General features: G+C 61.8%; 18 protein-coding genes and 1 pseudogene. 15 read left to right on the top strand and 4 right to left on the bottom strand.

Annotated elements, in window-relative coordinates; genetic code table 11:
- The first annotated feature begins 283 nt into the window (after positions 1–283).
- Positions 284–1,267: pseudogene (locus tag ACR9ZN_RS11895) on the top strand (IS630 family transposase).
- An 839-nt stretch (positions 1,268–2,106) separates the two neighbouring features.
- Here the strand turns inward: ACR9ZN_RS11895 and ACR9ZN_RS11890 are convergent.
- Positions 2,107–2,235 carry a YgdI/YgdR family lipoprotein gene (locus tag ACR9ZN_RS11890; protein WP_245197435.1) on the bottom strand — a complete coding sequence of 43 codons (129 nt, stop codon included), beginning with the start codon at positions 2,233–2,235 and terminating at the stop codon, positions 2,107–2,109.
- A gap of 532 nt (positions 2,236–2,767) precedes the next feature.
- Here ACR9ZN_RS11890 and ACR9ZN_RS11885 point away from each other — a divergent pair.
- Complete coding sequence (locus tag ACR9ZN_RS11885; RefSeq protein WP_434956662.1) at positions 2,768–4,309, top strand: hypothetical protein; 1,542 nt, start codon at positions 2,768–2,770, stop codon at positions 4,307–4,309.
- A 263-nt stretch (positions 4,310–4,572) separates the two neighbouring features.
- On the opposite strand, the gene ACR9ZN_RS11880 is transcribed toward ACR9ZN_RS11885, so the two are convergent.
- Complete coding sequence (locus ACR9ZN_RS11880) at positions 4,573–5,013, bottom strand: hypothetical protein (protein ID WP_481272309.1); 441 nt, start codon at positions 5,011–5,013, stop codon at positions 4,573–4,575.
- A gap of 419 nt (positions 5,014–5,432) precedes the next feature.
- Between ACR9ZN_RS11880 and ssb the strand changes: the two genes are divergently transcribed.
- Positions 5,433–5,924 (top strand): single-stranded DNA-binding protein, encoded by a 492-nt coding sequence (gene ssb / locus ACR9ZN_RS11875; RefSeq protein ID WP_149255008.1) that lies wholly within the window; start codon positions 5,433–5,435, stop codon positions 5,922–5,924.
- Positions 5,925–6,062: 138 nt separating this feature from the next.
- On the opposite strand, the gene ACR9ZN_RS11870 is transcribed toward ssb, so the two are convergent.
- Complete coding sequence (locus ACR9ZN_RS11870; protein ID WP_434956659.1) at positions 6,063–6,698, bottom strand: MarC family protein; 636 nt, start codon at positions 6,696–6,698, stop codon at positions 6,063–6,065.
- A 156-nt stretch (positions 6,699–6,854) separates the two neighbouring features.
- On the opposite strand from ACR9ZN_RS11870, the gene ACR9ZN_RS11865 reads away from it, so the two are divergent.
- From ACR9ZN_RS11865 to kdsA, 5 genes are all read left to right on the top strand, one after another.
- Positions 6,855–8,561, top strand: a complete 1,707-nt coding sequence (locus tag ACR9ZN_RS11865; protein WP_481272308.1) for a lysine--tRNA ligase — start codon at positions 6,855–6,857, stop codon at positions 8,559–8,561.
- A 111-nt stretch (positions 8,562–8,672) separates the two neighbouring features.
- Complete coding sequence (gene secG, locus ACR9ZN_RS11860; RefSeq protein ID WP_434956657.1) at positions 8,673–9,077, top strand: preprotein translocase subunit SecG; 405 nt, start codon at positions 8,673–8,675, stop codon at positions 9,075–9,077.
- A 125-nt stretch (positions 9,078–9,202) separates the two neighbouring features.
- Positions 9,203–10,831 carry a CTP synthase gene (locus tag ACR9ZN_RS11855; RefSeq protein WP_434956656.1) on the top strand — a complete coding sequence of 543 codons (1,629 nt, stop codon included), beginning with the start codon at positions 9,203–9,205 and terminating at the stop codon, positions 10,829–10,831.
- Between the two features lie 93 nt (positions 10,832–10,924).
- On the top strand, positions 10,925–11,800 hold the full coding sequence (locus ACR9ZN_RS11850; protein WP_454814104.1) for a VOC family protein: 876 nt from the start codon (positions 10,925–10,927) through the stop codon (positions 11,798–11,800).
- Between the two features lie 176 nt (positions 11,801–11,976).
- Positions 11,977–12,810: a 3-deoxy-8-phosphooctulonate synthase gene (gene kdsA, locus ACR9ZN_RS11845; protein WP_434956654.1), complete on the top strand. Its 834-nt coding sequence runs from the start codon at positions 11,977–11,979 to the stop codon at positions 12,808–12,810.
- Positions 12,811–12,976: 166 nt separating this feature from the next.
- Here the strand turns inward: kdsA and queF are convergent, their stop codons facing one another.
- Complete coding sequence (gene queF / locus ACR9ZN_RS11840; protein WP_481272307.1) at positions 12,977–13,438, bottom strand: preQ(1) synthase; 462 nt, start codon at positions 13,436–13,438, stop codon at positions 12,977–12,979.
- Between the two features lie 141 nt (positions 13,439–13,579).
- On the opposite strand from queF, the gene ACR9ZN_RS11835 reads away from it, so the two are divergent.
- From ACR9ZN_RS11835 to ACR9ZN_RS11805, 7 genes are all read left to right on the top strand, one after another.
- Positions 13,580–14,110 (top strand): hypothetical protein, encoded by a 531-nt coding sequence (locus tag ACR9ZN_RS11835; protein WP_454814102.1) that lies wholly within the window; start codon positions 13,580–13,582, stop codon positions 14,108–14,110.
- Between the two features lie 97 nt (positions 14,111–14,207).
- Entirely contained in the window at positions 14,208–15,488 is a 1,281-nt protein-coding gene (eno, locus tag ACR9ZN_RS11830) for a phosphopyruvate hydratase (RefSeq protein ID WP_481272306.1), read from the top strand.
- A 186-nt stretch (positions 15,489–15,674) separates the two neighbouring features.
- Positions 15,675–15,989, top strand: a complete 315-nt coding sequence (locus ACR9ZN_RS11825; RefSeq protein ID WP_434956650.1) for an FtsB family cell division protein — start codon at positions 15,675–15,677, stop codon at positions 15,987–15,989.
- A gap of 264 nt (positions 15,990–16,253) precedes the next feature.
- On the top strand, positions 16,254–17,312 hold the full coding sequence (gene pdhA, locus ACR9ZN_RS11820) for a pyruvate dehydrogenase (acetyl-transferring) E1 component subunit alpha (protein WP_434956649.1): 1,059 nt from the start codon (positions 16,254–16,256) through the stop codon (positions 17,310–17,312).
- A gap of 56 nt (positions 17,313–17,368) precedes the next feature.
- Positions 17,369–18,739: a pyruvate dehydrogenase complex E1 component subunit beta gene (locus ACR9ZN_RS11815; RefSeq protein ID WP_481272305.1), complete on the top strand. Its 1,371-nt coding sequence runs from the start codon at positions 17,369–17,371 to the stop codon at positions 18,737–18,739.
- Positions 18,740–18,749: 10 nt separating this feature from the next.
- Positions 18,750–20,114: a pyruvate dehydrogenase complex dihydrolipoamide acetyltransferase gene (locus ACR9ZN_RS11810; RefSeq protein ID WP_481272304.1), complete on the top strand. Its 1,365-nt coding sequence runs from the start codon at positions 18,750–18,752 to the stop codon at positions 20,112–20,114.
- Positions 20,111–20,686 carry a hypothetical protein gene (locus ACR9ZN_RS11805; protein WP_481272303.1) on the top strand — a complete coding sequence of 192 codons (576 nt, stop codon included), beginning with the start codon at positions 20,111–20,113 and terminating at the stop codon, positions 20,684–20,686. The genes ACR9ZN_RS11810 and ACR9ZN_RS11805 overlap by 4 nt, the downstream gene beginning before the upstream one ends.
- Positions 20,687–20,861 lie beyond the last annotated feature (175 nt).

The following is a 20,861-nucleotide window of genomic DNA, read 5'->3' as shown; positions in this document are numbered from 1 at the left end:
TCCGATTTGTATGTTTGTTTTGAAAAAAATATGAAAGTTATTTAACAAATACACCGATAATATTTAATTATAGAGAAAATATTGGGAGCTAAATTCAAAGATCTGTTCTGTGCGATAGTCTCTATCGCATGGGTTTTGGGGCTTTTCTGCATCTGTTTTGCTATTTGGTCTCTGGTTTCATTTTCTTCAACTGCGCTAGCTTCACTTATACGCAGCCTGCGTGACCACTGACTCACGTTGGGGATTCCCAAGCAGTCGAAAGTCTGGATCTATGGGCCCTTGAATGGAGGGGGGGACCATGGGCTTGGCGATCGGCTTGCGAGCGGATTATGACGGAGCGGCGTTGCGGCGATTGGCACGGACGTCGAGAAGTGCGAACCAAGCGCGGCGCCTGCTGGCCTTGGCCGAGATTTACGACGGCGGGAGCCCGAGCGCGGCAGCACGGATCGGCGGCGTGGGCTTGCAGATCGTGCGTGACTGGGTGGTTCGGTTCAATGACCGTGGCCCGGGCGGCCTCCTGGATGGCAAAGCCTCCGGCCCTCGATCCCGGCTCAACGATGCCCAGCGCCAGGCGCTGGTCGAGATTGTGGAAAGTGGCCCGATCCCAGCGATCCATGGCGGGGCTTTGCCGCCGAGCTGGCACAGGTCAGGGCAACCCTCCCGAAGGGCACGCCCATAGAGATATGGTTTCGCTGCGCGTCCTCCAGATCAGGACGAAGCGCGTGTCGGTCAGAAGAATAAGATCACCCGGCGCTGGGCGCGGCGCGGAACCCGGCCGTCGGCGCCGAAGGATCAGAGGACCAAATCGGCCTACATCTTCGGCGCGATCTGCCCTGAACTGGGCAAGGGCACCGGCCTGGTCCTGCCCTTCTGCAATACCCAAACCATGTCGCTGCATCTGGCCGAAGTATCGTTGGCTGTCGCGCCCGGCGCTCACGCGGTCGTGCTGGTGGATCAGGCTGGCTGGCACACAACCAACAAGCTTGAGATGCCCGGCAACATCAGCATCATCTCGCTGCCTGCCAAATGTCCCGAGCTGAACCTGGCTTTCGCGAAGCGAAGGCGCTTCGCTGTCGCCCGAGGGGGCGAGAACATCTGGCAGTTCATGCGCGAAAACTGGCTCTCCAACCGCGTCTTCACATCCCACGACAATATCGTCGACCATTGCTGCCAGGCCTGGAACAAGCTCATCGACCAGCCTTGGCACATCATGACCATCGGACGTCGCAAAGGGCCTATGGGTTCTGATCAGCGCAGGTTGATATAAGCTGCCGATCCGGGTTCGATTCCGGGCGTGGCTGCCATCGTCGCCGATTCGCGGGCAGGGGGAATCCACACAAATTTGGAGTCCATATCGTCCCTAAAACCCGAGTTTTCAGTGGGGAAGAAGGTAGGGAAGCGGTTTAATGGTAATAAAATATATCAATACAAACAAATCGATAGAAGAATTTTTAGGCGCTGCGTCTCCGCCACCCCCGTTCATTCAGATATCTGCTCGACATGCCCTGACTTTGTCTTGGGCCGATCGGTATCGTGGGGGGTGATGCCCCCTGTTCACCCGATCGTCGTCGCCTGATCGTGAGAGGCGTATTTGCTTTGTGGTATTATGATGCGTCCACCCTGGCGTAAATCGATATAATTCGACCTTCACTTCCTAAACGGAGTTTGGGCTATGGACAGGTTAGATTTTCCATGTAGCACCGTTATGCTAACAATGCCGTTCAAGAGTTTACGGGTGTTATTTCTGCCGAGCGACGATAGCAAGGCTAGTGTCCAGGCGCAGACTTATCTCGCGAAAGCTTAACGGAAAACAGAGCTTTTTTGGGGGAAGGAGAGTGCGCTCTCTTTCCCCGTATTTCTTTTAAATAGGCAATTCATCCCAGTGCATCCGCGGGGCAGGAGACGGATGCCGTAATGTGGGCCAGTCGGCAGCAGGGTAGCGAATCGGCGCCCGTGGACGTTTGGACAAAAGAAAACCCCACCGGATGGCAGGGTGTTCGTGCAGGCTAAAACCTGATGGAGGCTGCTCATGCCCTGCTACACCGCGCAAATGCCACCTTGGGCGCTCGGGTGTTGGGCTAAACGCTTACGAGCAGTGTGCCGGGCTCAGCGCGGGAACGGCGTATCCGGCCCGACGACGTAAGCCGGACGGCGGTCGGCCTGGCCGTAGTCACTGGCGCAGGCTGCCAAGCCAGCCAGGACGAAAACGGCGGTGAGGATCTTGAGAATTGTCATTGTCGCTTCCATTTTTTCGGACAGCAGCGATGTAGGTCTAACACCGAACCATTACCGAGGGCACTTTTGTTTTCATCGCATAATGCTGCGAAACCGTAAACGTTTCATGCTGGCAATCCCGGTTCTTGCCGTTTTTTTGACCTCTTGTCATGTATCGATTGAAGGCTGGTGCTAGGGTGCTACCCTGAGTAGTGGTGGCCGCTCGACTGCCATCGCGACGCTCTTGCCGCAATTCTCTATCCAGGAAGGTTTGTGACGCACGGAACTGTCCGCTGCCCCATCCATGATCCATAACAGCCATCAGGATGGCTCGCCTGCAGCGTGATAAACGCTCCCGTCACGGAGACTATTGAATGTGTCATGTGCGTTTCGGCACCTCGTTTCCGATCCTGACGGGGCCTAGTGCCGCTGTACCGGTTCACAGCCGGTCCTGAACGTCCACCGCTCTTTCATCGACCCAAGCGTGCGCACCTCATGATTTTGGGTTAAGAGTGCGCCGCGAAACGGCTTCCCACCCACTGAAGGAAACTCCATGCAACTTCTTCGCATGAAACGCCGCAGTCCCGCCGCCAGGCTGGCCTTTCGGAGCACGCTACTGGCCGCGACGCTGCTGAGCGCTCCCGCCTTTGCGCAGGGCGTATCGGCGGATGGCGCCAAGCAACTGCAAGACAGCCTGGCCAAGACGTTCGGCAGCGGCCTTTTCGAGAAGGGCATCCTGTCCATCACCCCGCAGGGCAGCGCCTATGCCGTGAAGCTTGATCTGGCCTCCACCCTGGCCCAGCTCAAGGGAGCCGGCGTCACTGCGAGCTTCGATCCGATCACCTATCTGGCCACACCCAATTCGGACGGCACCTATGCGGTGACCAGCGATTCGCCGATCAACTACAATTTCAGCGGCACCCAGGGCGACAAGCCTTTCGCCATGAAGGTTGCGGCGCCTTGCAAGTCGGCAGGCGTGTTCGATCCGAAGATCTCGACCTTCTCGACCTATGAAGTGACCTGCGCCTCGATGGCGATGGACATGGAGGATCCCGAGAGCACCGTGACCGCGAGCATGGGCGCGATCACCTCCAAGCTGACCGGAACCGCCGGCAGCGGTGGGGGCGTCAACATCAGCACCACCGGCTCGGCCACCGATTTCGTCGAGAACATTGTTGGCAAGACCAAGCCCCTTACCATCAAGGTTTCGGCCAAGTCGCTGGCCTCTGATGGAAAGGTCGACAATCTCCAGCTTACGACAGTGCTGGAATTCATTGGCATGGCCGCCAATTCCAAGGATCCCAAGGAATTGATCGGCAAGCAGGCCGAGATCAAGCAGAAGCTGACTGCAGCCCTGCCACTGTGGAACAACCTGTCCGGCACGACCAAGCTGAATGAGGTCACCGTCGAGACGCCGTTGGGTCCGGTCAAGCTCGGAAGCCTGAGCTACGGCGTCGGCATGACCGGCGCGGTCAAGGATGCCTCCTATGGCATTGACATCAAATATGATGGCTTGGCGTTGCCGCAGTCCCCGGCCATTCCGGGCTGGGTGGCTCCGCTGGTTCCGGGCGAGGGCAATATCGACGTGAAGTTCGAGGGCGTCGACCTCGAGGCCATCGCCAAGCTGGCGATCGAGAATTTCGATGCGAGCAAGGATCCGCCGATCCCCAACGAACTGACGCCGCAATTCCTGGCTCTCTTCATGGCCGGACAGCCGCATGTGACCCTGGCGCCCAGCACCTTCACCGCCCCGGCCGGAGCGGTGAGCGCGGAAGGCAAGATGAGCGTCATGCCGAGCCAGAAGGGCAAGGTGACGATTTCGGCCACCAATCTCGACCAGATCATTGCGGCCGTGAACAACGCCCAGGTTCCCAACAAGGAATCGGCCCTGATGGGCATTGCCCTGATCAAGGGGCTGGCCAAGACCGGTGCTGACGGCAAGGCCGTCTGGGACGTCGACTTCGACGCGGCAACCAAGGCCGTGAGCGTCAATGGCCAGGTGCTCAGCGCCGGCAACGGCGGTGGAGCCGCACCTGGTGCCGGCGGCGGTGACGAAGGCGGCGACGATGAAGGCGAGGGCGACAACGCCCAATAAGGAGCGATTGTCGATCCCAAGGTCGATGCAATGAATGGGGGCAGGCGCGAGCCTGCCCCTTTCGTTTGGAACCAACGGCTTTTCGCCAACGAGACGGAATCGCCTAGACTTGTAGAGACGTGCCGGAACGCAGCGTTGGGACAAGCGTTCGCATGTGAACACGCTTTGCTCGCGGCCAACGCCAAGGGGAGAGATCGAGAGCCAAAGAAAAACCCCCGCGGATCGCTCCACGGGGGTGATGATTTCGGCCTCGAAGGAAAGGCTTAGTCGGCCTTGGCTTCACCAGCCGCTTCGCCCGAAGCCGGCTGCTGGGTCGGTTCGGCGGCGCGCGCATTGTGCATCGGGCGGATCGTCTGGAAGGAGGCGCGCTCCTGAACCGCCGGACGGCCGGTCAGGCTGACGACGTCACGGCGGATCGAGGCGATCAACTCGCGGATGGAGCCGCTGTCGCCGTCGGGACGATATTCCTCGCCGAGCACGTCCAGCTTGGCGCAGAGCTCGACGGCGTTCTTGGCGGGGGCGCGGGAGATCGAATTGGCGATGGAGCGCAGCTCGGAGACCAGTTCGTCGCGCAGCCCCTTCTGGTCATCCGCATCGATGATCGGGGAAGCGAGCATGCCGCGCAAAGCGGCGCGCCGCAAACCCAGAGCCGCTACCGTGTTGGCTCCGTCGGTCGCTTCGCGCTGTTGTCCTGGTCCTGCCATTTTGCTGCCCTCGTATGGAACTAAGAATGAGTGTGCGGATCCCCTGCACGCCCAATGTGGCGAAAGAGCGATGACGGAAAGCGCGGTTCTGATTTTCGACCTGCTTGTTGGGCAAGTTATCGGGCAAAGGCAAGGTTTTCTTGGCCAGATGCCGCAGATTCCCACATGATTCGAGGCGGAACGACAGACTGCGGTATGGTGTGGTCTTTGGGGTGGTTTGGTAAGCGGATCGTTAAGGCGGGCGCTTGCATTGCACGAACAAATGTGGAACAAAACTAATTGTGCACGAAGCCAATTCCCTTGCAGGCGTGGCGCCGGGAGCATGCTAGAGCAGAAATGATGGAGGCGCCTTTCGGGGTGCCATGGGGCGTGCAGGGCGGTTCGGCCGGCACGCTGTGAAGCGAAGGAAGGAAGCCTCGATGTCGGGCTCGGTGAACAAGGTCATTCTGGTCGGTAATCTCGGCCGCGATCCTGAAGTGCGGCGGCTCAATTCGGGCGAGCCGGTCGTCAACCTCCGTATCGCCACGACGGAAAGCTGGCGCGACAAGGCCACCGGCGAACGCAAGGAGAAGACCGAGTGGCACAGCGTGGTCATCTTCAACGAGGGGCTGGCACGCATCGCCGAGCAATATCTGAAGAAGGGTGCCAAGGTTTACCTCGAGGGCCAGCTGCAGACCCGCAAATACAATGACGCTTCGGGCGTGGAAAAATATTCCACCGAGATCGTGCTGCAGCGCTATCGCGGTGAAATGACACTGCTGGACTCGCGCGGCGGCGGTGGGCAGGGTGAGGGCGCCCGGGACTATCAGGGCAATGATTTCGGCTCGTCGAGCCCGATGGAGCGCCGTCCGGCACCGGCCGGTTCGAGCAAGTTCTCCTCGGCCGACATGGACGACGACATCCCGTTCTGACGTCGGAACAGACCCGTCGACAAGGTGCCTGAAGCGCCGGTCACGTCTCGTGGCCGGCGTCTTGCTTTTGTGCGCGATCGAAGGCTCGGTCATCGCCCTGCCGAGACGGAGAAATGGTGTCGAACGCAGTGCGGGCCCTTATCCGGTCACGATCGCCCTGACGCCATCGACGATGAACTGCACCGCCAGGGCCGACAGGACGATGCCGAGAAGTCGGGTCAGCACGACATTGCCGGTGATCCCCAGCAGCTTGTTGATCACGCCGGCAAGGCGGAAGGAGACGTAGCAGCAGGCCGTCACGAAGGCGATGACGAGAAACAGGGATGCGAATTTGGCCGGCTCGCCATGGGTCTGGGCCGATAGCAACATCACGGCCGTGATGGCGCCGGGACCGGCAATCAAAGGGATGGCGAGCGGGAAGGCAGCGACATTGGAGATGAAGTCCTTGGTGATGGCGGTCTCCGCAGTCTCGTTCTTGCGCATGGTGGAGCGGTCGAACACCATTTCATAGGCGATGGCGAAGAGCAGCAGGCCGCCGGCGATACGGAAGGCCGGCGTGGTGATGCCGAGCAGCCTGAGGAAGGGTTCCCCGGCGACGGCAAAGAAGGCGAGCACGCCGAAGCCGATCACGCTGGCGCGCCAGCCGACCGAGTGCTGCTGCTCCTTGTTCATGCCGCGGGTGACGCCCAGGAAGATCGGGCCGAGGCCGGGCGGGTCGACCACCACCAGCAAAGTAACGAGAGCGGCGGTCAGATAGTCCAGAATCGACGTCATCACGCCCCTCGACCGATCATTTGCACGCGCCAAGATTGACGCTGCGGCCCAGCCTGAATATGGCTGTGCCTTCCGCTTGCGGTCGAGAAAAATCAAGCCGTCTCGCACGCCACTTGGCTTCCCATCCACAAGCAGCAGAAAGAAATCGGATCGAACATGTCAAATCTCTATCCGGCCGAGCTCGTCGCGGCCGCCAATGTCTCTGCCGCCTGGCCATTCGAGGAGGCGAGGAAGCTCGTTGCCCGTCTGCAGAAGCGCGCCGGCGACAAAAAAGAGATCCTGTTCGAGACCGGTTACGGTCCCTCGGGCCTGCCGCATATCGGCACCTTCGGCGAGGTCGCGCGTACCACCATGGTGCGCAATGCGTTTCGCCTGCTGACGGAAGATCGTATCCCGACCCGGCTGATTTGCTTCTCCGACGATATGGATGGCATGCGCAAGATCCCGGACAATGTGCCGGATCCCGAAGCGCTCAAGCCTTATTTGCAGATGCCGCTGACCCGTGTTCCCAATCCGTTTGGCGGCGCTTACAAGAGCTTCGGCGATCATAACAACGCCATGCTCCGCCGGTTCCTCGATACGTTCGGGTTCGATTACGAATTCGCCAGCGCGACGGAATACTACACATCCGGCAAGCTCGATGCCGTGCTGCTGAAGGCCGCCGAAAAGTACGACGAGATCATGGCCGTCATGCTGCCGACCCTCGGCGAGGAGCGGCAGGCGACCTATTCGCCGTTCCTGCCGATCTCTCCGAGCAGCGGGCGGGTGCTCTATGTGCCGCTCAAGGAGGTGAATGCCAAGGCAGGGACCATCACCTTCACCGACGAGGACGGTGTCGACAAGACGCTACCGGTCACCGGCGGCAAGGTGAAGCTGCAATGGAAGCCGGATTTCGGCGCGCGCTGGGCGGCGCTGGATGTCGACTTCGAGATGTTCGGCAAGGACCACCAGACCAACGCACCTGTTTATGACGCCATTTGCGAAATCCTCGGCGGCACGGCCCCGGAGCACTATGTCTACGAACTCTTCCTCGACCAGCACGGTCAGAAGATCTCGAAGTCGAAGGGCAACGGCCTGACCATCGACGAATGGTTGACCTATGCCACGCCGGAGAGCCTGGCGTTGTACATGTACCAGTCGCCCCGCTCGGCCAAGAAACTGCATTTCGACGCCATTCCACGAGCCGTCGACGAGTATCTGCAGTTTCTGGGCGGCTTCGGGCGGCAGGATGCAAAGAATCAGCTTGGCAACCCGGTCTGGCATATTCATGGCGGAAATCCGCCGGCGCCGGAGACGATCGGCCAGGAAGGGGCGCGCACCACGATCAATTTCGCGCTGCTGCTCAATCTGGTTGCCGTCGCCAATGCGGAGAACAAGGACGTGCTGTGGGGCTTCCTGCGTCGCCATGCTCCGGACGCATCGCCGCAGACCCATCCGCAGCTCGACAGGCTGGTCGGCTACGCGATCCGCTATTTCCAGGATTTCGTGAAGCCCGCCAAGAGCTATGCCGTGCCGACCGAGGAGGAGAGGGGGGCACTGCAGAAATTGTCCGACGCCCTCGGTGCCCTACCTGACGATGCGGACGCCGCGGCGATCCAGGAGGCGGTCTACGATGTCGGCCGCTCTCTGCCGCCCTATCAGGACTTCAAGGCCAAGGGCGCCACGCCCGAGCGCCCCGGCGTCTCGCTGGAGTGGTTCAACACACTCTATCGCATCCTCCTGGGCGAGCAGCGCGGCCCTCGCTTCGGCTCTTTCGCGGCTATCTACGGCATCCCGGAGACGAGGGCACTGATCGCCAAGGCACTGTCGGGTGATCTCGTGCGTGAGCACGAGGCTTTTGTTGCCTCCCGGCAGCCTGGTTGATCTTCAAAAACGGGGGGCTGGCGCAGTTCATGCCAGCTTCCCATATGACAGGGGTAGTCAGCGGGCCTCGCTTCGTGTAGGAACGCGCCCGAATTCTTTCCGGATCAGTTCATGCAAACCGTTCTCATCTCGATCCACCTGATGGTGGTGCTGGCCCTTGTTGTTGTGGTGCTGTTGCAGCGCTCCGAAGGTGGGGGGCTCGGCATCGGCGGCGGAACGGGCGGTTTCATGACCGGACGCGGCCAGGCGAATCTGCTGACGCGGACGACGGCCGGTCTGGCAGCTGCCTTCTTCATTACCAGCCTGCTGCTGACGATTCTCGCCAATCAGCAGAGCCGCCCGGGTGGTTCGCTGCTCGACCAGTATCGTCCGGCCGCGCCGGCCAGCCAGCCGGCCCAATCTTCGCCATCGGCTCCCGCTCAGCCGGCACCGGCGGCTCCGGCCCCGTCCAATGGCGGTTCGGTGTTCGACCAGTTGCAGGGCGGTGGCGAACCGGCTGCGCCGGCCAAGCCGTAACTGTGTAGCCCGGCAGTCATTTGTCGGGCTGAGGACTGTCGCGTCTTTGCGTGAACTGAAAATAATCCTGCGGGCAGCGATTGTTCGCTCGTCGAATCATTGTGTTTTTGTCTAAGTGGGGCTCCATGACGCGGTACATTTTCATCACCGGCGGCGTGGTCTCCTCGCTTGGCAAAGGGCTGGCCTCAGCGGCCCTCGGCGCGCTTCTTCAGGCGCGCGGCTACAAAGTCCGCCTTCGCAAGCTCGATCCCTATCTCAATGTCGATCCGGGCACCATGAGCCCGTATGAGCACGGCGAGGTCTTCGTCACCGATGACGGGGCCGAGACCGACCTCGACCTCGGCCATTACGAGCGCTTCACCGGGCGTCCAGCCTCCAGGGACGACAACATCACCACGGGCCGGATCTATCTCGACATCATCACCAAGGAGCGGCGCGGGGACTATCTCGGCGCCACCATCCAGGTCATTCCCCACGTCACCAACGCCATCAAGGATTTCGTCCTCAAGGGCAATGACGGCGTGGATTTCGTACTAGTCGAGATCGGCGGCACCGTCGGCGACATCGAAGGCCTGCCCTTCTTCGAGGCGATCCGCCAGATCAAGAGCGACCTGCCGCGCGGTGCCTGCATCTACACCCATCTGACGCTGCTGCCCTTCATTCCCTCGGCGGGCGAGCTCAAGACCAAGCCGACGCAGCATTCGGTCGCCGAACTGCGTTCGATCGGTATCCAGCCCGACATCCTGCTCTGTCGTTCCGACCGGGAGATTCCCAAGGAAGAGCGCCGCAAGCTCGCTCTGTTCTGCAATGTGCGCGAAACCGCGGTGATCGAGGCGCGCGACGTCGCTTCGATCTATGATGTGCCGATCGCCTATCACGAGCAGGGCCTGGACACCGAGGTGCTGGCGGCTTTCGGGATCGAGGACGCGCCCAAGCCGGATCTGTCGCGCTGGCGCAAGATCTCCCAGACCGTCCACAATCCCGAGGGCGAGGTCACTATTGCCATCGTCGGCAAATATACCGGCCTTAAGGATGCCTATAAGTCGCTGACCGAGGCGCTGACCCATGGTGGCATCGCCAATGGCGTCAAGGTCAAGCTGGACTGGATCGAGAGCGAGATCTTCGAACAGGACGATCCGGCTCCGCATCTGGAGCATGTTCACGGCATCCTGGTTCCCGGCGGCTTCGGCCAGCGCGGCGCCGAGGGCAAGATCAAGGCGGTGACTTTCGCCCGCGAGCGCAAGGTGCCGTATTTCGGAATCTGTTTCGGCATGCAGATGGCGGTGATCGAAGGTGCCCGTTCGCTCGCTGGTATCAAGGGCGCCAACTCGACCGAGTTTGGCGCGACCAAGGAGCCGGTCGTCGGCCTGATGACCGAATGGATGAAGGGCAACGAGCTCGAGCAGCGCGCCCAGGGCGGCGATCTCGGTGGCACCATGCGCCTCGGCGCCTATCAAGCCACGTTGAAGCGGGATTCCAAGATTGCCGATATCTACAACTCGACCTCGATCTCCGAGCGCCATCGCCATCGCTATGAAGTGAATATGAGCTATCGTGAGCGCCTCGAAGACAAGGGCATGGTGTTCTGTGGTACGTCGCCGGATGGCCTGCTGCCGGAGACCATCGAATATGCCGACCATCCCTGGTTTATCGGCGTTCAATATCATCCCGAACTGAAGTCGCGTCCCTTCGAGCCGCATCCCCTGTTCTCGAGCTTCATCGCAGCTGCCGTCGAGCAAAGCCGGTTGGTTTGACCGGGGGCGGGTCTTCAGACCCGCCCTTCCTGACACGACCCTGTTTCAGGCGGGTCTGAAGACCCGCCCCCCGATTCCGACTGGAGCGGCCTCATGTCCCGCGGTCTCGATCATCTCGTTCTTGCCGTTCGCGACCTCGATGCCGCCGCTGCGCATTACCGGGCACTCGGCTTCACGGTCGGCACTCGCAACCGCCATCCCTGGGGTACCGAGAACCACGTGGTGCAATTTCCGGGCATCTTCCTGGAATTGATCACGGTGGGGGCTGACGGCATCACGGATGCCGCCTGGGCCGATCGCTCCCGCTTCGCCTCTTTCTCCCACGACTATCTGGCCAGCTTCGGGGACGGCTTCGCGATGCTGGTGGTGGAAGCGCAGGATGCCGCCGCCGACAAACTCAGTTTCGACGAGGCCGATATTGGCGGCTTTGAGCCGTTCTTCTTCGAACGCCAGGCCACGCGGCCGGATGGTTCGGTGGTTCGTGTCGCCTTCACGCTCGCCTTTGCCGCCGACACCGCCATGCCGGCTGCAGGCTTTTTCGCCACACAGCAGCACGAGCCGCAGAATTTCTGGAATCCCGACTTCCAGCGTCACGCGAACGGGGCGGTCAAAGTCGGCGGCATCGTCATGCTGGCCGCTGAGCCGGCGGCAACGGTGCCTTTCTTCGAGGCCTTCACGGGGGCAAGGGCGGTCTGCGCCAGCGCCCGCAACATGGCGATCGTCACGCCACGCGGGACGGTCGAGGCGATGTCGCCGGATTGCTATCGCGACGTGCTGGGCCTGGAGCCCGATTTGTCGCTGGCCCACGGACCGCGTCTGGCTGCCTTCAAGGTGACGGCACCGCTCGAAGCCGTCGCTGCCCGCCTGGATGAGGCAGGCATTCCCTTCATCCGCCACCGCAAGCATCTGGCCATCGCGGCCGCCGACAATTTCGGCACCGCCCTGATTTTCGAAGAGCCCAAGACTTGATCGGAGGGGTACGATTTCCAGGATCGTAGACGCCTCGCCTGACGCAATCGCGCATCTATCTCGTTAAAATCAGCGCATTAGGGGCGAGACGCCTGATGCCCCGTAGCATGCGCCAAGCTTGCCTTCGACTGCCGCCAGCCTTATCTCCGCGATATCGATCAACCTCAGGAGCGCTCATGACCGCCGCCAATCCCGTCGTCTCCCTCGGCAAGCTTCGCATCGGCAATGCGCTCCCGCTCACCGTGATCGCCGGCCCCTGCCAGATGGAGAGCCGCGAGCATGCCATGGAAATGGCTTCGGCCATCAAGGAGATCACGGACAAGCTTGGATTGGGCCTGATCTACAAGAGCTCCTTCGACAAGGCCAACCGCACCTCCGCCAAAGGAGCCCGCGGCGTCGGCCTCGACAACGCACTGCCGATCTTCGCCGAGATCCGCGAGAAGTTCGGCCTGCCGGTGATCACGGACGTCCATGAAAACGATCAATGCGCCAAGGTCGCTCAGGTTGTCGACGTGCTGCAGATTCCCGCTTTTCTTTCGCGCCAGACCGATCTCCTGGTGGCCGCTGCCCGCACCGGGCGGGTCGTCAACGTCAAGAAGGGGCAGTTCCTGGCACCCTGGGACATGAAGAATGTCGTCGCCAAGATCACCGAGGCGGGCAATCCCAACGTGCTGGTGACCGAGCGTGGCGCCTCCTTCGGCTATAATACGCTGGTGACCGACATGCGTGCGCTGCCGATCATGGCCGAGCAGATTGGCGCGCCCGTGGTGTTCGACGCCACCCATTCGGTGCAGCAGCCGGGCGGACAGGGGACGTCGAGCGGTGGCCAGCGCGAATTCGTGCCGGTGCTGGCCCGCGCTGCCGTGGCGGTGGGCGTGGCCGCCGTCTTCATCGAGACGCATCAGGATCCTGATCACGCCCCCTCCGATGGCCCGAACATGGTGCCCCTCAATCAACTCGAGGCGCTGCTCACGCGCCTGAAGCAGTTCGACGCCATCGCCAAGAGTTAGCGTCACGGTTGCGGTTTGCGAGCAACTTTTGGAGCGCCGATCTCCTCAGCTCCATCAAGTGATGGAACGAGATCGACAAGCCTGGATACGCGGCATTCCCAGCCAAGAAAGATGTCAGCCCCGCTCCATCAGGTGATGGAGCTGTGAGGCTGACACTCCGCGGAGCTCAGCCCCGTCCGCGATAGCTCGGGACGCCCTGATCGGGCAGCCATAGGGCCTCGGGCGGCTTGCCGGTCTGCCAGAACACATCGATCGGGATGCCGCCGCGCGGATACCAATAGCCGCCGATACGCAGCCAGTGCGGTTCCAGGAGGTCGGCAAGGCGGCGGCCAACGGCCACCGTGCAGTCCTCATGGAAGGCACCGTGATTGCGGAAGCTGGTGAGGTAGAGCTTGAGCGACTTGGATTCGACCAGCCAGTCCTTCGGCGCATAATCGATGACGAGATGGGCGAAGTCGGGCTGCCCTGTCACCGGACAGAGCGACGTGAATTCCGGGCAGGTAAAGCGCGCGAGATAGAGCGTATCGGCCTGCGGATTGGGAACGCGGTCGAGCCTGGCTTCCTCGGGAGTAGCGGGGATCTTGCTGTTGCTGCCGAGTTGAAGAGAGGAGGGGTCGAAACTGGTCATGTTTGGCTCCCATGCATGGTTCATCTGCTCGGCAATCGGTGATTTCTTGCACCCATGCAAGCTGTTTCGAAGGGAACGTCGCCTGTCGTGACAATGTGACTATTTCGTGGCAGATCTCTCGTGCTAACGCTGGGGAATGCCATGCCGGTCATCGCTTTGGTCCTGAGTGCCCTGATGGGCTGGGTCGTCTTTTGGCTGATCCGTTTTGATGGCCATGAGGTCATCGCCTCTTATTTCAGTGCGGCAGCGCGCCAGCGGCGCATGCAGCGGGCTCGAGACGCGGAGGTCAAGGCGGCTGTGCGCTCGGTGACGGAAGCGCGCGATGGCGCGCTTGCCCTGTTGATCAAGCTCGGCAGTGTCGACCACGCCGTGCTGCCGGCTGCGGAAAGCCTGATCGACGAGGCTGCCCGCACCGTGTTCGGCTATGGCGACAAACTGGTCGAACATCGGACCTTCGCCGAATATGTCGCCCGCAATACGCCGAGCTTCTCGGTACTATTCCGTGAATTGGTGCCGCTGTTCGAGAAGCAACTCGCGGCGGGAGAGCGCAAGGATCTGATCGATCTCATGCACAAGGTGGCTGAGGCTGCTGGTGGCATGACACCGGCGCGCCGGGAAATGCTCGACGAAGTACAGGCTCGTTTGTTACCTCCCAAGGCGGCGCGCGTCTGAGATGGCGGTTTGGTGACGTTGTTTTACTCTTCCGCCATGGCCGTTCATCCGCTATGAGCGCGACGAACAATCCGTCATCACAAACAGGAGCAGCCCCATGACCGCTATCAGCGACATCATCGCCCGCGAAATTCTGGACAGCCGCGGCAATCCGACGGTCGAGGTCGATGTCCTGCTGGAAGACGGATCCACGGGAAGGGCTGCGGTGCCATCAGGCGCTTCCACTGGCGCGCATGAGGCTGTCGAATTGCGTGATGGCGGCAAGCGCTATGGCGGCAAGGGCGTCGAGAAGGCGGTGGAAGCCGTCAATGGCGAGATCTATGAGGCGCTTGGCGGCCTGGACGCCGAGGACCAGATCCAGATCGACCAGACCATGATCGACCTCGACGGCACCCCGAATAAGTCCCGCCTGGGCGCCAATGCCATCCTCGGCGTTTCCCTCGCCGTCGCCAAGGCTGCTGCGCAGTCAGCCGACCTGCCGCTGTGGCGCTATATCGGCGGCCCTGCCGCTCGCGTCCTGCCGGTACCGATGATGAACATCGTCAATGGTGGCATGCATGCCGATAACCCCATCGACTTCCAGGAATTCATGGTGATGCCGGTCGGCGCGCCGACCTTCGCCGAAGGCCTGCGCATGGGCGCCGAGATCTTCCATACCCTGAAGAAGGGGCTGAAGGATGCTGGCCACAACACCAATGTCGGTGACGAGGGCGGCTTTGCTCCCAACTTGCCATCCGCCAAGGCTGCGCTCGATTTCGTGATGAGCGCCATCGAGAAGGCCGGCTACAAGCCAGGCGAGGATGTCATGCTGGCGCTCGACTGCGCCGCCACCGAGTTCTTCAAGGATGGCGTCTATGACTATAGCGGCGAGGGCGTAAAGCGCTCGATCGCCGAACAGGCCGATTATCTCGCCCAGCTCACGGCGGACTATCCGATCGTCTCGATCGAGGACGGCCTGTCCGAGGATGATTTCGAGGGCTGGAAGCTGCTCACCGACAAGGTTGGCAGCAAGGTGCAACTCGTCGGCGACGACCTGTTCGTCACCAACACCGAACGTCTGTCGATGGGTATCAAGAAGGGGTTGGGTAACGCGATTTTGGTTAAGGTCAACCAGATCGGCACCTTGACCGAGACGCTCGCGGCCGTGGAAATGGCTCACAAGGCAGGCTATCGCGCCGTGATGTCCCATCGTTCGGGTGAGACCGAGGACTCCACCATCGCCGATCTCGCCGTGGCCACCAATTGCGGGCAGATCAAGACGGGCTCGCTGGCGCGCTCCGACCGCACGGCCAAGTACAACCAGCTTCTGCGCATCGAAGAGGCGCTCGGCACGCAGTCTCTCTATGGCGGCCGCGCCGCGCTGAAGGCGCTCGCCTGAGCCTGATTCACTTGGGTTGAAGACCAAAGCCGGGGAGCTTCTGCTCCCCGGCTTTTTATTTGGGCCGCATTTTTGCATGGCGGTCCTGCCGGACCGGCATGCGGGAGGGGCTGAAACGTCGTGGATTTTGCGCTGCAGCAAGCGGCGTCAACGGAATATCAACCATCCAGGGTTAACCATGGCCGCATGGTCATTCGCACACGCATCCGCGCCATCTTGAACCAGCTCGCGCTTCTGGCGGGAGCGGCCGCAGCCATCGCTTATTTCTCCTATCAGGCCTTCAATGGCGAGCATGGCATCCAGGCACAGCACCAATTCGACCAGCAGAAGCAGGATCTGGGCAGTGAATTGGTCCTGCTGCAGAAGGAGCATGCCGCTCTCGATCGGCGTGTGAACCTGCTCAGGTCACAGGCGATCGATCCGGACATGCTGGATGAGAAGGCGCGTGACGTGCTGGGCCTCGTTCATCCCAATGACGAAGTAGTGTTGCTGACCAAGTAGGATCGGCTTTCCACTTGTTGCGACTTCTCTCCCGTTAAATCGATTCTATTTCGACGACGTTCCAGGGCAGTGTCGAAGTTTGACAAAAATGTGTCGAAGAATAACGGGAATTGAGTTCATTGCTAAATGAACTGAAATTGAGTTTATTCATAATTGTGTTGCATGTTCAATATGTTGCAGTGCAGCATTTGGGTGTGGCTCTCGCTTTTTGATATTGGATGCGCTAGCACTTCCTCAGCTTAGCCACCAATAATCGGAGGGTTCATGGCCGCTACAGCCGCAAAGGCCGCTGCTACCGCTAGCAAGGCTTCGAAGACTGCCGCCCGCTCGGGCAAGGCAGCGGGGGCAACCAGGACGGCATCGTCGTTCTCCCGCGACCAGGAGCTCAAGGCTTATCGCGAGATGTTGCTGATCCGCCGCTTCGAGGAGAAGGCCGGACAGATGTACGGCATGGGCCTGATCGGCGGTTTCTGCCATCTCTATATCGGGCAGGAAGCCGTCGTGGTCGGGCTGCAGATGGCTTCGCGTGAAGGCGATCAGGTCATCACTGGCTATCGTGACCACGGCCATATGATCGCGGCGGGCATGGCCCCTCGCGGCGTCATGGCCGAGCTGACCGGACGCCAGGGCGGTTATTCGCACGGCAAGGGCGGCTCCATGCACATGTTCTCGGTGGAGAAGGCTTTCTATGGCGGCCACGGCATCGTGGGCGCGCAGGTATCGCTCGGCACCGGCCTGGCTTTTGCCAATGCCTATCGCTCCGACGGCAAGGTGAGCCTGACCTATTTCGGCGACGGCGCCGCCAACCAGGGCCAGGTCTATGAAAGCTTCAACATGGCGGCGCTGTGGAAGCTGCCCGTCGTCTATGTGATCGAGAACAACAAATACGCCATGGGCACGTCGGTGAATCGCGCCTCGGCCCAGACCGACTTCTCCCGCCGTGGCCTCTCCTTCAACATTCCCGGCGAACAGGTGGACGGCATGGATGTGCGCGCCATCTATGCGGCGGGCCAGAAGGCGATCGAACATGCCCGTTCCGGCAAGGGCCCCTACATCCTGGAGATGCTGACCTACCGCTATCGCGGCCACTCGATGTCGGATCCGGCGAAGTACCGTTCGAAGGACGAAGTCCAGAAGATGCGGACCGAGCACGATCCGATCGAACAGAGCCGCGCACGCCTGCTGGAAGAGCATGGGGCGAGCGAGGAGGAGCTGAAGAAGATCGATTCCGAAATCCGCGACATCGTCAACGATTCCGCCGATTTCGCCACCAGCGATTCCGAGCCCGATCCCTCGGAGCTGTGGACCGACATCCTGAAGTGATGGTCGGCAGTTCCAGCCTGCTCGCGTAATTCCATTCTCCAGACTTCGAGGCACCCATGCCTGATATCCTGATGCCGGCCCTCTCTCCCACCATGGAGCAGGGCAAACTCTCCAAATGGCTTAAAAAGGAAGGCGACACCATCAAGTCCGGCGACGTGATCGCCGAAATCGAGACCGACAAGGCGACGATGGAAGTCGAAGCCATCGACGAAGGTGTGCTCACGCAGATCCTGGTGCCCGAGGGTACCGACAATGTCGCGGTGAATACCAAGATCGCCTTCATCCAGGGTGAGGGCGAGGCAGCCGCGCCGGCAGCGTCGGCACCGGCCCAGCCGGCCGCTGCTCCCGCCGCGGCTCCGGCTCCCAGCGTTGCCGCTCCCGCCGTGGTGCAGTCGGCGCCGGCTGAAGCCCATGATGCCTCTGGCGAGATTCCGGCCGGCACCGAGTTCGTCACCCAGACCGTCCGCGAAGCCCTGCGCGATGCCATGGCGGAGGAAATGCGCCTCGACGCCAACGTCTTCGTCATCGGCGAGGAAGTTGCCGAGTACCAGGGCGCCTACAAGATCACTCAAGGGCTGTTGCAGGAATTCGGGGCACGGCGCGTCGTCGATACGCCGATCACCGAACATGGCTTCGCCGGTATCGCCACCGGCGCTGCCATGACGGGCTTGCGCCCGGTCGTGGAGTTCATGACCTTCAATTTCGCCATGCAGGCGATCGACCACATCATCAATTCCGCGGCCAAGACCCTCTATATGTCCGGCGGCCAGATGGGCTGCCCGATCGTGTTCCGCGGCCCCAACGGCGCGGCGGCGCGCGTGGGTGCCCAGCACAGCCAGGACTATGGTTCCTGGTACTCGCATGTGCCCGGCCTGAAGGTGGTGGCGCCCTATTCGGCGGCCGATGCCAAGGGCCTGCTCAAGGCAGCCATTCGCGATCCCAATCCGGTGGTCTTCCTGGAGAATGAAATTCTCTATGGCCACAGCCATCCCGTGCCCAAGCTCGACGATTTCGTCTTGCCGATCGGCAAGGCCAAGGTGGTCAAGCCGGGCAAGGATGTCACTTTGGTCGCCTGGTCGATTGGCATGACCTATGCCCTGAAGGCGGCGGAGGCCCTGGCAGGCGAGGGGATCGATGCCGAGATCATCGACATGCGCTCGCTGCGCCCGCTCGACACCGATACGGTGATCGCCTCGGTGCAGAAGACGGGCCGCTGCGTGGTGGTCGAGGAAGGCTGGCAGCAATCGGGTGTGGGTTCGGAAATCGCTGCCCGCGTCAACGAGCAGGCCTTCGATTATCTCGATGCGCCGGTCGTGCGTGTTTCGGGCAAGGATGTGCCAATGCCCTATGCGGCGAACCTCGAGAAACTGGCTCTGCCGAGCGTGGCTGACGTCGTCGGGGCGGCCAAAGCCGTCCTCTATCGCTGAGGAGTTGCCGATGCCTGTGAATGTACTGATGCCGGCTCTGTCTCCCACGATGGAGAAGGGCAACCTGGCCAAATGGCTGAAGAAGGAAGGCGACTCCATCAAGTCCGGTGATGTGCTGGCGGAGATCGAGACCGACAAGGCGACGATGGAAGTCGAAGCCATCGACGAGGGCGTTTTGGCCAAGATCGTGGTGCCGGAAGGCACCGCCGACGTGCCGGTCAACGACCTCATCGCCGTGATCGCCAGCGAGGGCGAGGATGTCAAGGCCGTCGCCGCCAGCGGCGGGGCTCCAACCCCGAAGGCTGCCGCTCCGGCCGCCGCGGCTCCGGCTGCTGCTGCACCGGCTCAGGCCGCGCCAGCAACTGCTCCGGCCGCAGCGCCTGCCGCCGCGTCGGCGCCTGCTCCAGCCCAGGCCGGTACGCGTATCTTCGCATCGCCTCTGGCCAAGCGTCTCGCCAAGGAGGCCGGCCTCGACCTCGGCGCCATCCAGGGCTCCGGCCCGCATGGCCGCATCGTCGAGAAGGACGTCAAGGCGGCCATCGCCGGCGGCGGCGCCAAGGCCGCCCCCGCGGCGGTTCCTGCCCAGGCCGCGGCTGCTCCCCAGGCGGCGCCAGCGCCGGCCGCGCCGGTCGGCGCTTCGGACGACGTCACCAAGAAGCTCTTCGCTCCTGGTTCCTTCGAGGAGATTCCGCATGACGGCATGCGCAAGACCATTGCGCGCCGCCTGACCGAGGCCAAGTCGACCATCCCGCATTTCTACCTGACGGTGGAAGTCGAGATCGACGCGCTGCTCGCCTTGCGCGAGCAGATCAACCACGGCGCCCCGCTGACCAAGGAAGGCAAGCCCACCTTCAAGGTCTCGGTCAACGACATGGTGATCAAGGCCTATGCGCTGGCGCTCAAAGCCGTGCCGGATGCGAACGTATCCTGGACCGATGGCGCCATGCTCAAGCACAAGCATGCTGATGTCGGCGTCGCCGTCTCCATCCCGGGCGGCCTGATCACCCCGATCATCCGCAATGCCGAGGCCAAGACGCTTTCCGCCATCTCCAACGAGATGAAGGACCTGGCCGCGCGGGCCAAGGGCCGCAAGCTCAAGCCGGAGGAATATCAGGGCGGTACCGGTTCGGTCTCCAATCTCGGCATGTTCGGGGTGAAGTCGTTCGCGGCGATCGTCAACCCGCCGCACGCCACCATTCTGGCGGTTGGAGCCGGCATCAAGCAGCCGGTGGTGCATGGCGGTGAGATCAAGGTGGCGACGATCATGTCGCTGACCCTGTCGACCGACCACCGCGCCGTCGACGGCGCACTCGGTGCCGAGCTGATGCAAGCCTTCAAGGGCTATATCGAAAAACCCATGGGGATGCTGGTGTGAGCGGCGGGGCCGCAGGACGGACTTTCGCGCCGGGTATCGTGATCCTGGCGCTGGCGGCCGGGCTTGCCGGGTGCAACACCCCGGGCCTCGCCGGCAAGCCTATCGTTGCGGCCCCACCCAAGCCCGAGCCGACCATGGATCAGGCACGCGAACTTGCCATGTCCGGCACGGCGTCCATTGGCGACGGCATCCTGGTGAAGCTCCAGGGCGACGGATCGGGTCATGGTTGGCGCACCGGCGCGCAAGGCGTTTTCCCAGTCGCCTGGACGGTCGTCGATACCGATCAGGTCGCAATCGACCGGGCAAAGCGGGCTAGAGATCCTTCTACGACACTTGCGACTATAGAGCAGCAGATCCAGAAGGACGGGCAGGCAGCCCAGGAGCGCCGCCAGCGCGGATTGCCGCCAACCTATCAAATCTGCGTCGAACTGCCGGTGACCCTCGGGCTCACCTCTGGCCGGAAACGCTGCATTTTCGCCCGGGACTGGAAAACGCAACCCAGCACCGTGCCGGCGGGAACGGCATCGGGCGGAAACGCTCCGAAGCCAGGATCGGCACCGAGCGCAAATTAGCATCGCGACTATGGCAGGTAGGGAGAGCAGAGCCATGCCCAGGGGGGCGATTTCCGGAACACCAGTTTTGCGAAGATGGCACCGGCGTTTGGCGTGGCTGGCTTGCGCTGGCAGCGTACCTTTTATGATGGCAGGGTGTGTTCATACACCACCTCCTTCAGCGAGCGTGGCCGCC

The sequence above is a fragment of the Labrys sp. HAY1-8F genome, assembly GCF_056754975.1.
The sequence above is the reverse complement of the archived record's forward strand: the minus strand, read 5'-3'. Positions and strand labels throughout refer to the sequence as shown.

Excerpts from the sequence above, each read along its gene's own strand:
- ACR9ZN_RS11890 (WP_245197435.1), bottom strand. The coding sequence starts at position 2,235 with ATGACAATTCTCAAGATCCTCACCGCCGTTTTCGTCCTGGCTGGCTTG.
- ACR9ZN_RS11885 (WP_434956662.1), top strand. The coding sequence starts at position 2,768 with ATGCAACTTCTTCGCATGAAACGCCGCAGTCCCGCCGCCAGGCTGGCC.
- ACR9ZN_RS11880 (WP_481272309.1), bottom strand. The coding sequence starts at position 5,013 with ATGGCAGGACCAGGACAACAGCGCGAAGCGACCGACGGAGCCAACACG.
- ssb (WP_149255008.1), top strand. The coding sequence starts at position 5,433 with ATGTCGGGCTCGGTGAACAAGGTCATTCTGGTCGGTAATCTCGGCCGC.
- ACR9ZN_RS11870 (WP_434956659.1), bottom strand. The coding sequence starts at position 6,698 with ATGACGTCGATTCTGGACTATCTGACCGCCGCTCTCGTTACTTTGCTG.
- ACR9ZN_RS11865 (WP_481272308.1), top strand. The coding sequence starts at position 6,855 with ATGTCAAATCTCTATCCGGCCGAGCTCGTCGCGGCCGCCAATGTCTCT.
- secG (WP_434956657.1), top strand. The coding sequence starts at position 8,673 with ATGCAAACCGTTCTCATCTCGATCCACCTGATGGTGGTGCTGGCCCTT.
- ACR9ZN_RS11855 (WP_434956656.1), top strand. The coding sequence starts at position 9,203 with ATGACGCGGTACATTTTCATCACCGGCGGCGTGGTCTCCTCGCTTGGC.
- ACR9ZN_RS11850 (WP_454814104.1), top strand. The coding sequence starts at position 10,925 with ATGTCCCGCGGTCTCGATCATCTCGTTCTTGCCGTTCGCGACCTCGAT.
- kdsA (WP_434956654.1), top strand. The coding sequence starts at position 11,977 with ATGACCGCCGCCAATCCCGTCGTCTCCCTCGGCAAGCTTCGCATCGGC.
- queF (WP_481272307.1), bottom strand. The coding sequence starts at position 13,438 with ATGACCAGTTTCGACCCCTCCTCTCTTCAACTCGGCAGCAACAGCAAG.
- ACR9ZN_RS11835 (WP_454814102.1), top strand. The coding sequence starts at position 13,580 with ATGCCGGTCATCGCTTTGGTCCTGAGTGCCCTGATGGGCTGGGTCGTC.
- eno (WP_481272306.1), top strand. The coding sequence starts at position 14,208 with ATGACCGCTATCAGCGACATCATCGCCCGCGAAATTCTGGACAGCCGC.
- ACR9ZN_RS11825 (WP_434956650.1), top strand. The coding sequence starts at position 15,675 with ATGGTCATTCGCACACGCATCCGCGCCATCTTGAACCAGCTCGCGCTT.
- pdhA (WP_434956649.1), top strand. The coding sequence starts at position 16,254 with ATGGCCGCTACAGCCGCAAAGGCCGCTGCTACCGCTAGCAAGGCTTCG.
- ACR9ZN_RS11815 (WP_481272305.1), top strand. The coding sequence starts at position 17,369 with ATGCCTGATATCCTGATGCCGGCCCTCTCTCCCACCATGGAGCAGGGC.
- ACR9ZN_RS11810 (WP_481272304.1), top strand. The coding sequence starts at position 18,750 with ATGCCTGTGAATGTACTGATGCCGGCTCTGTCTCCCACGATGGAGAAG.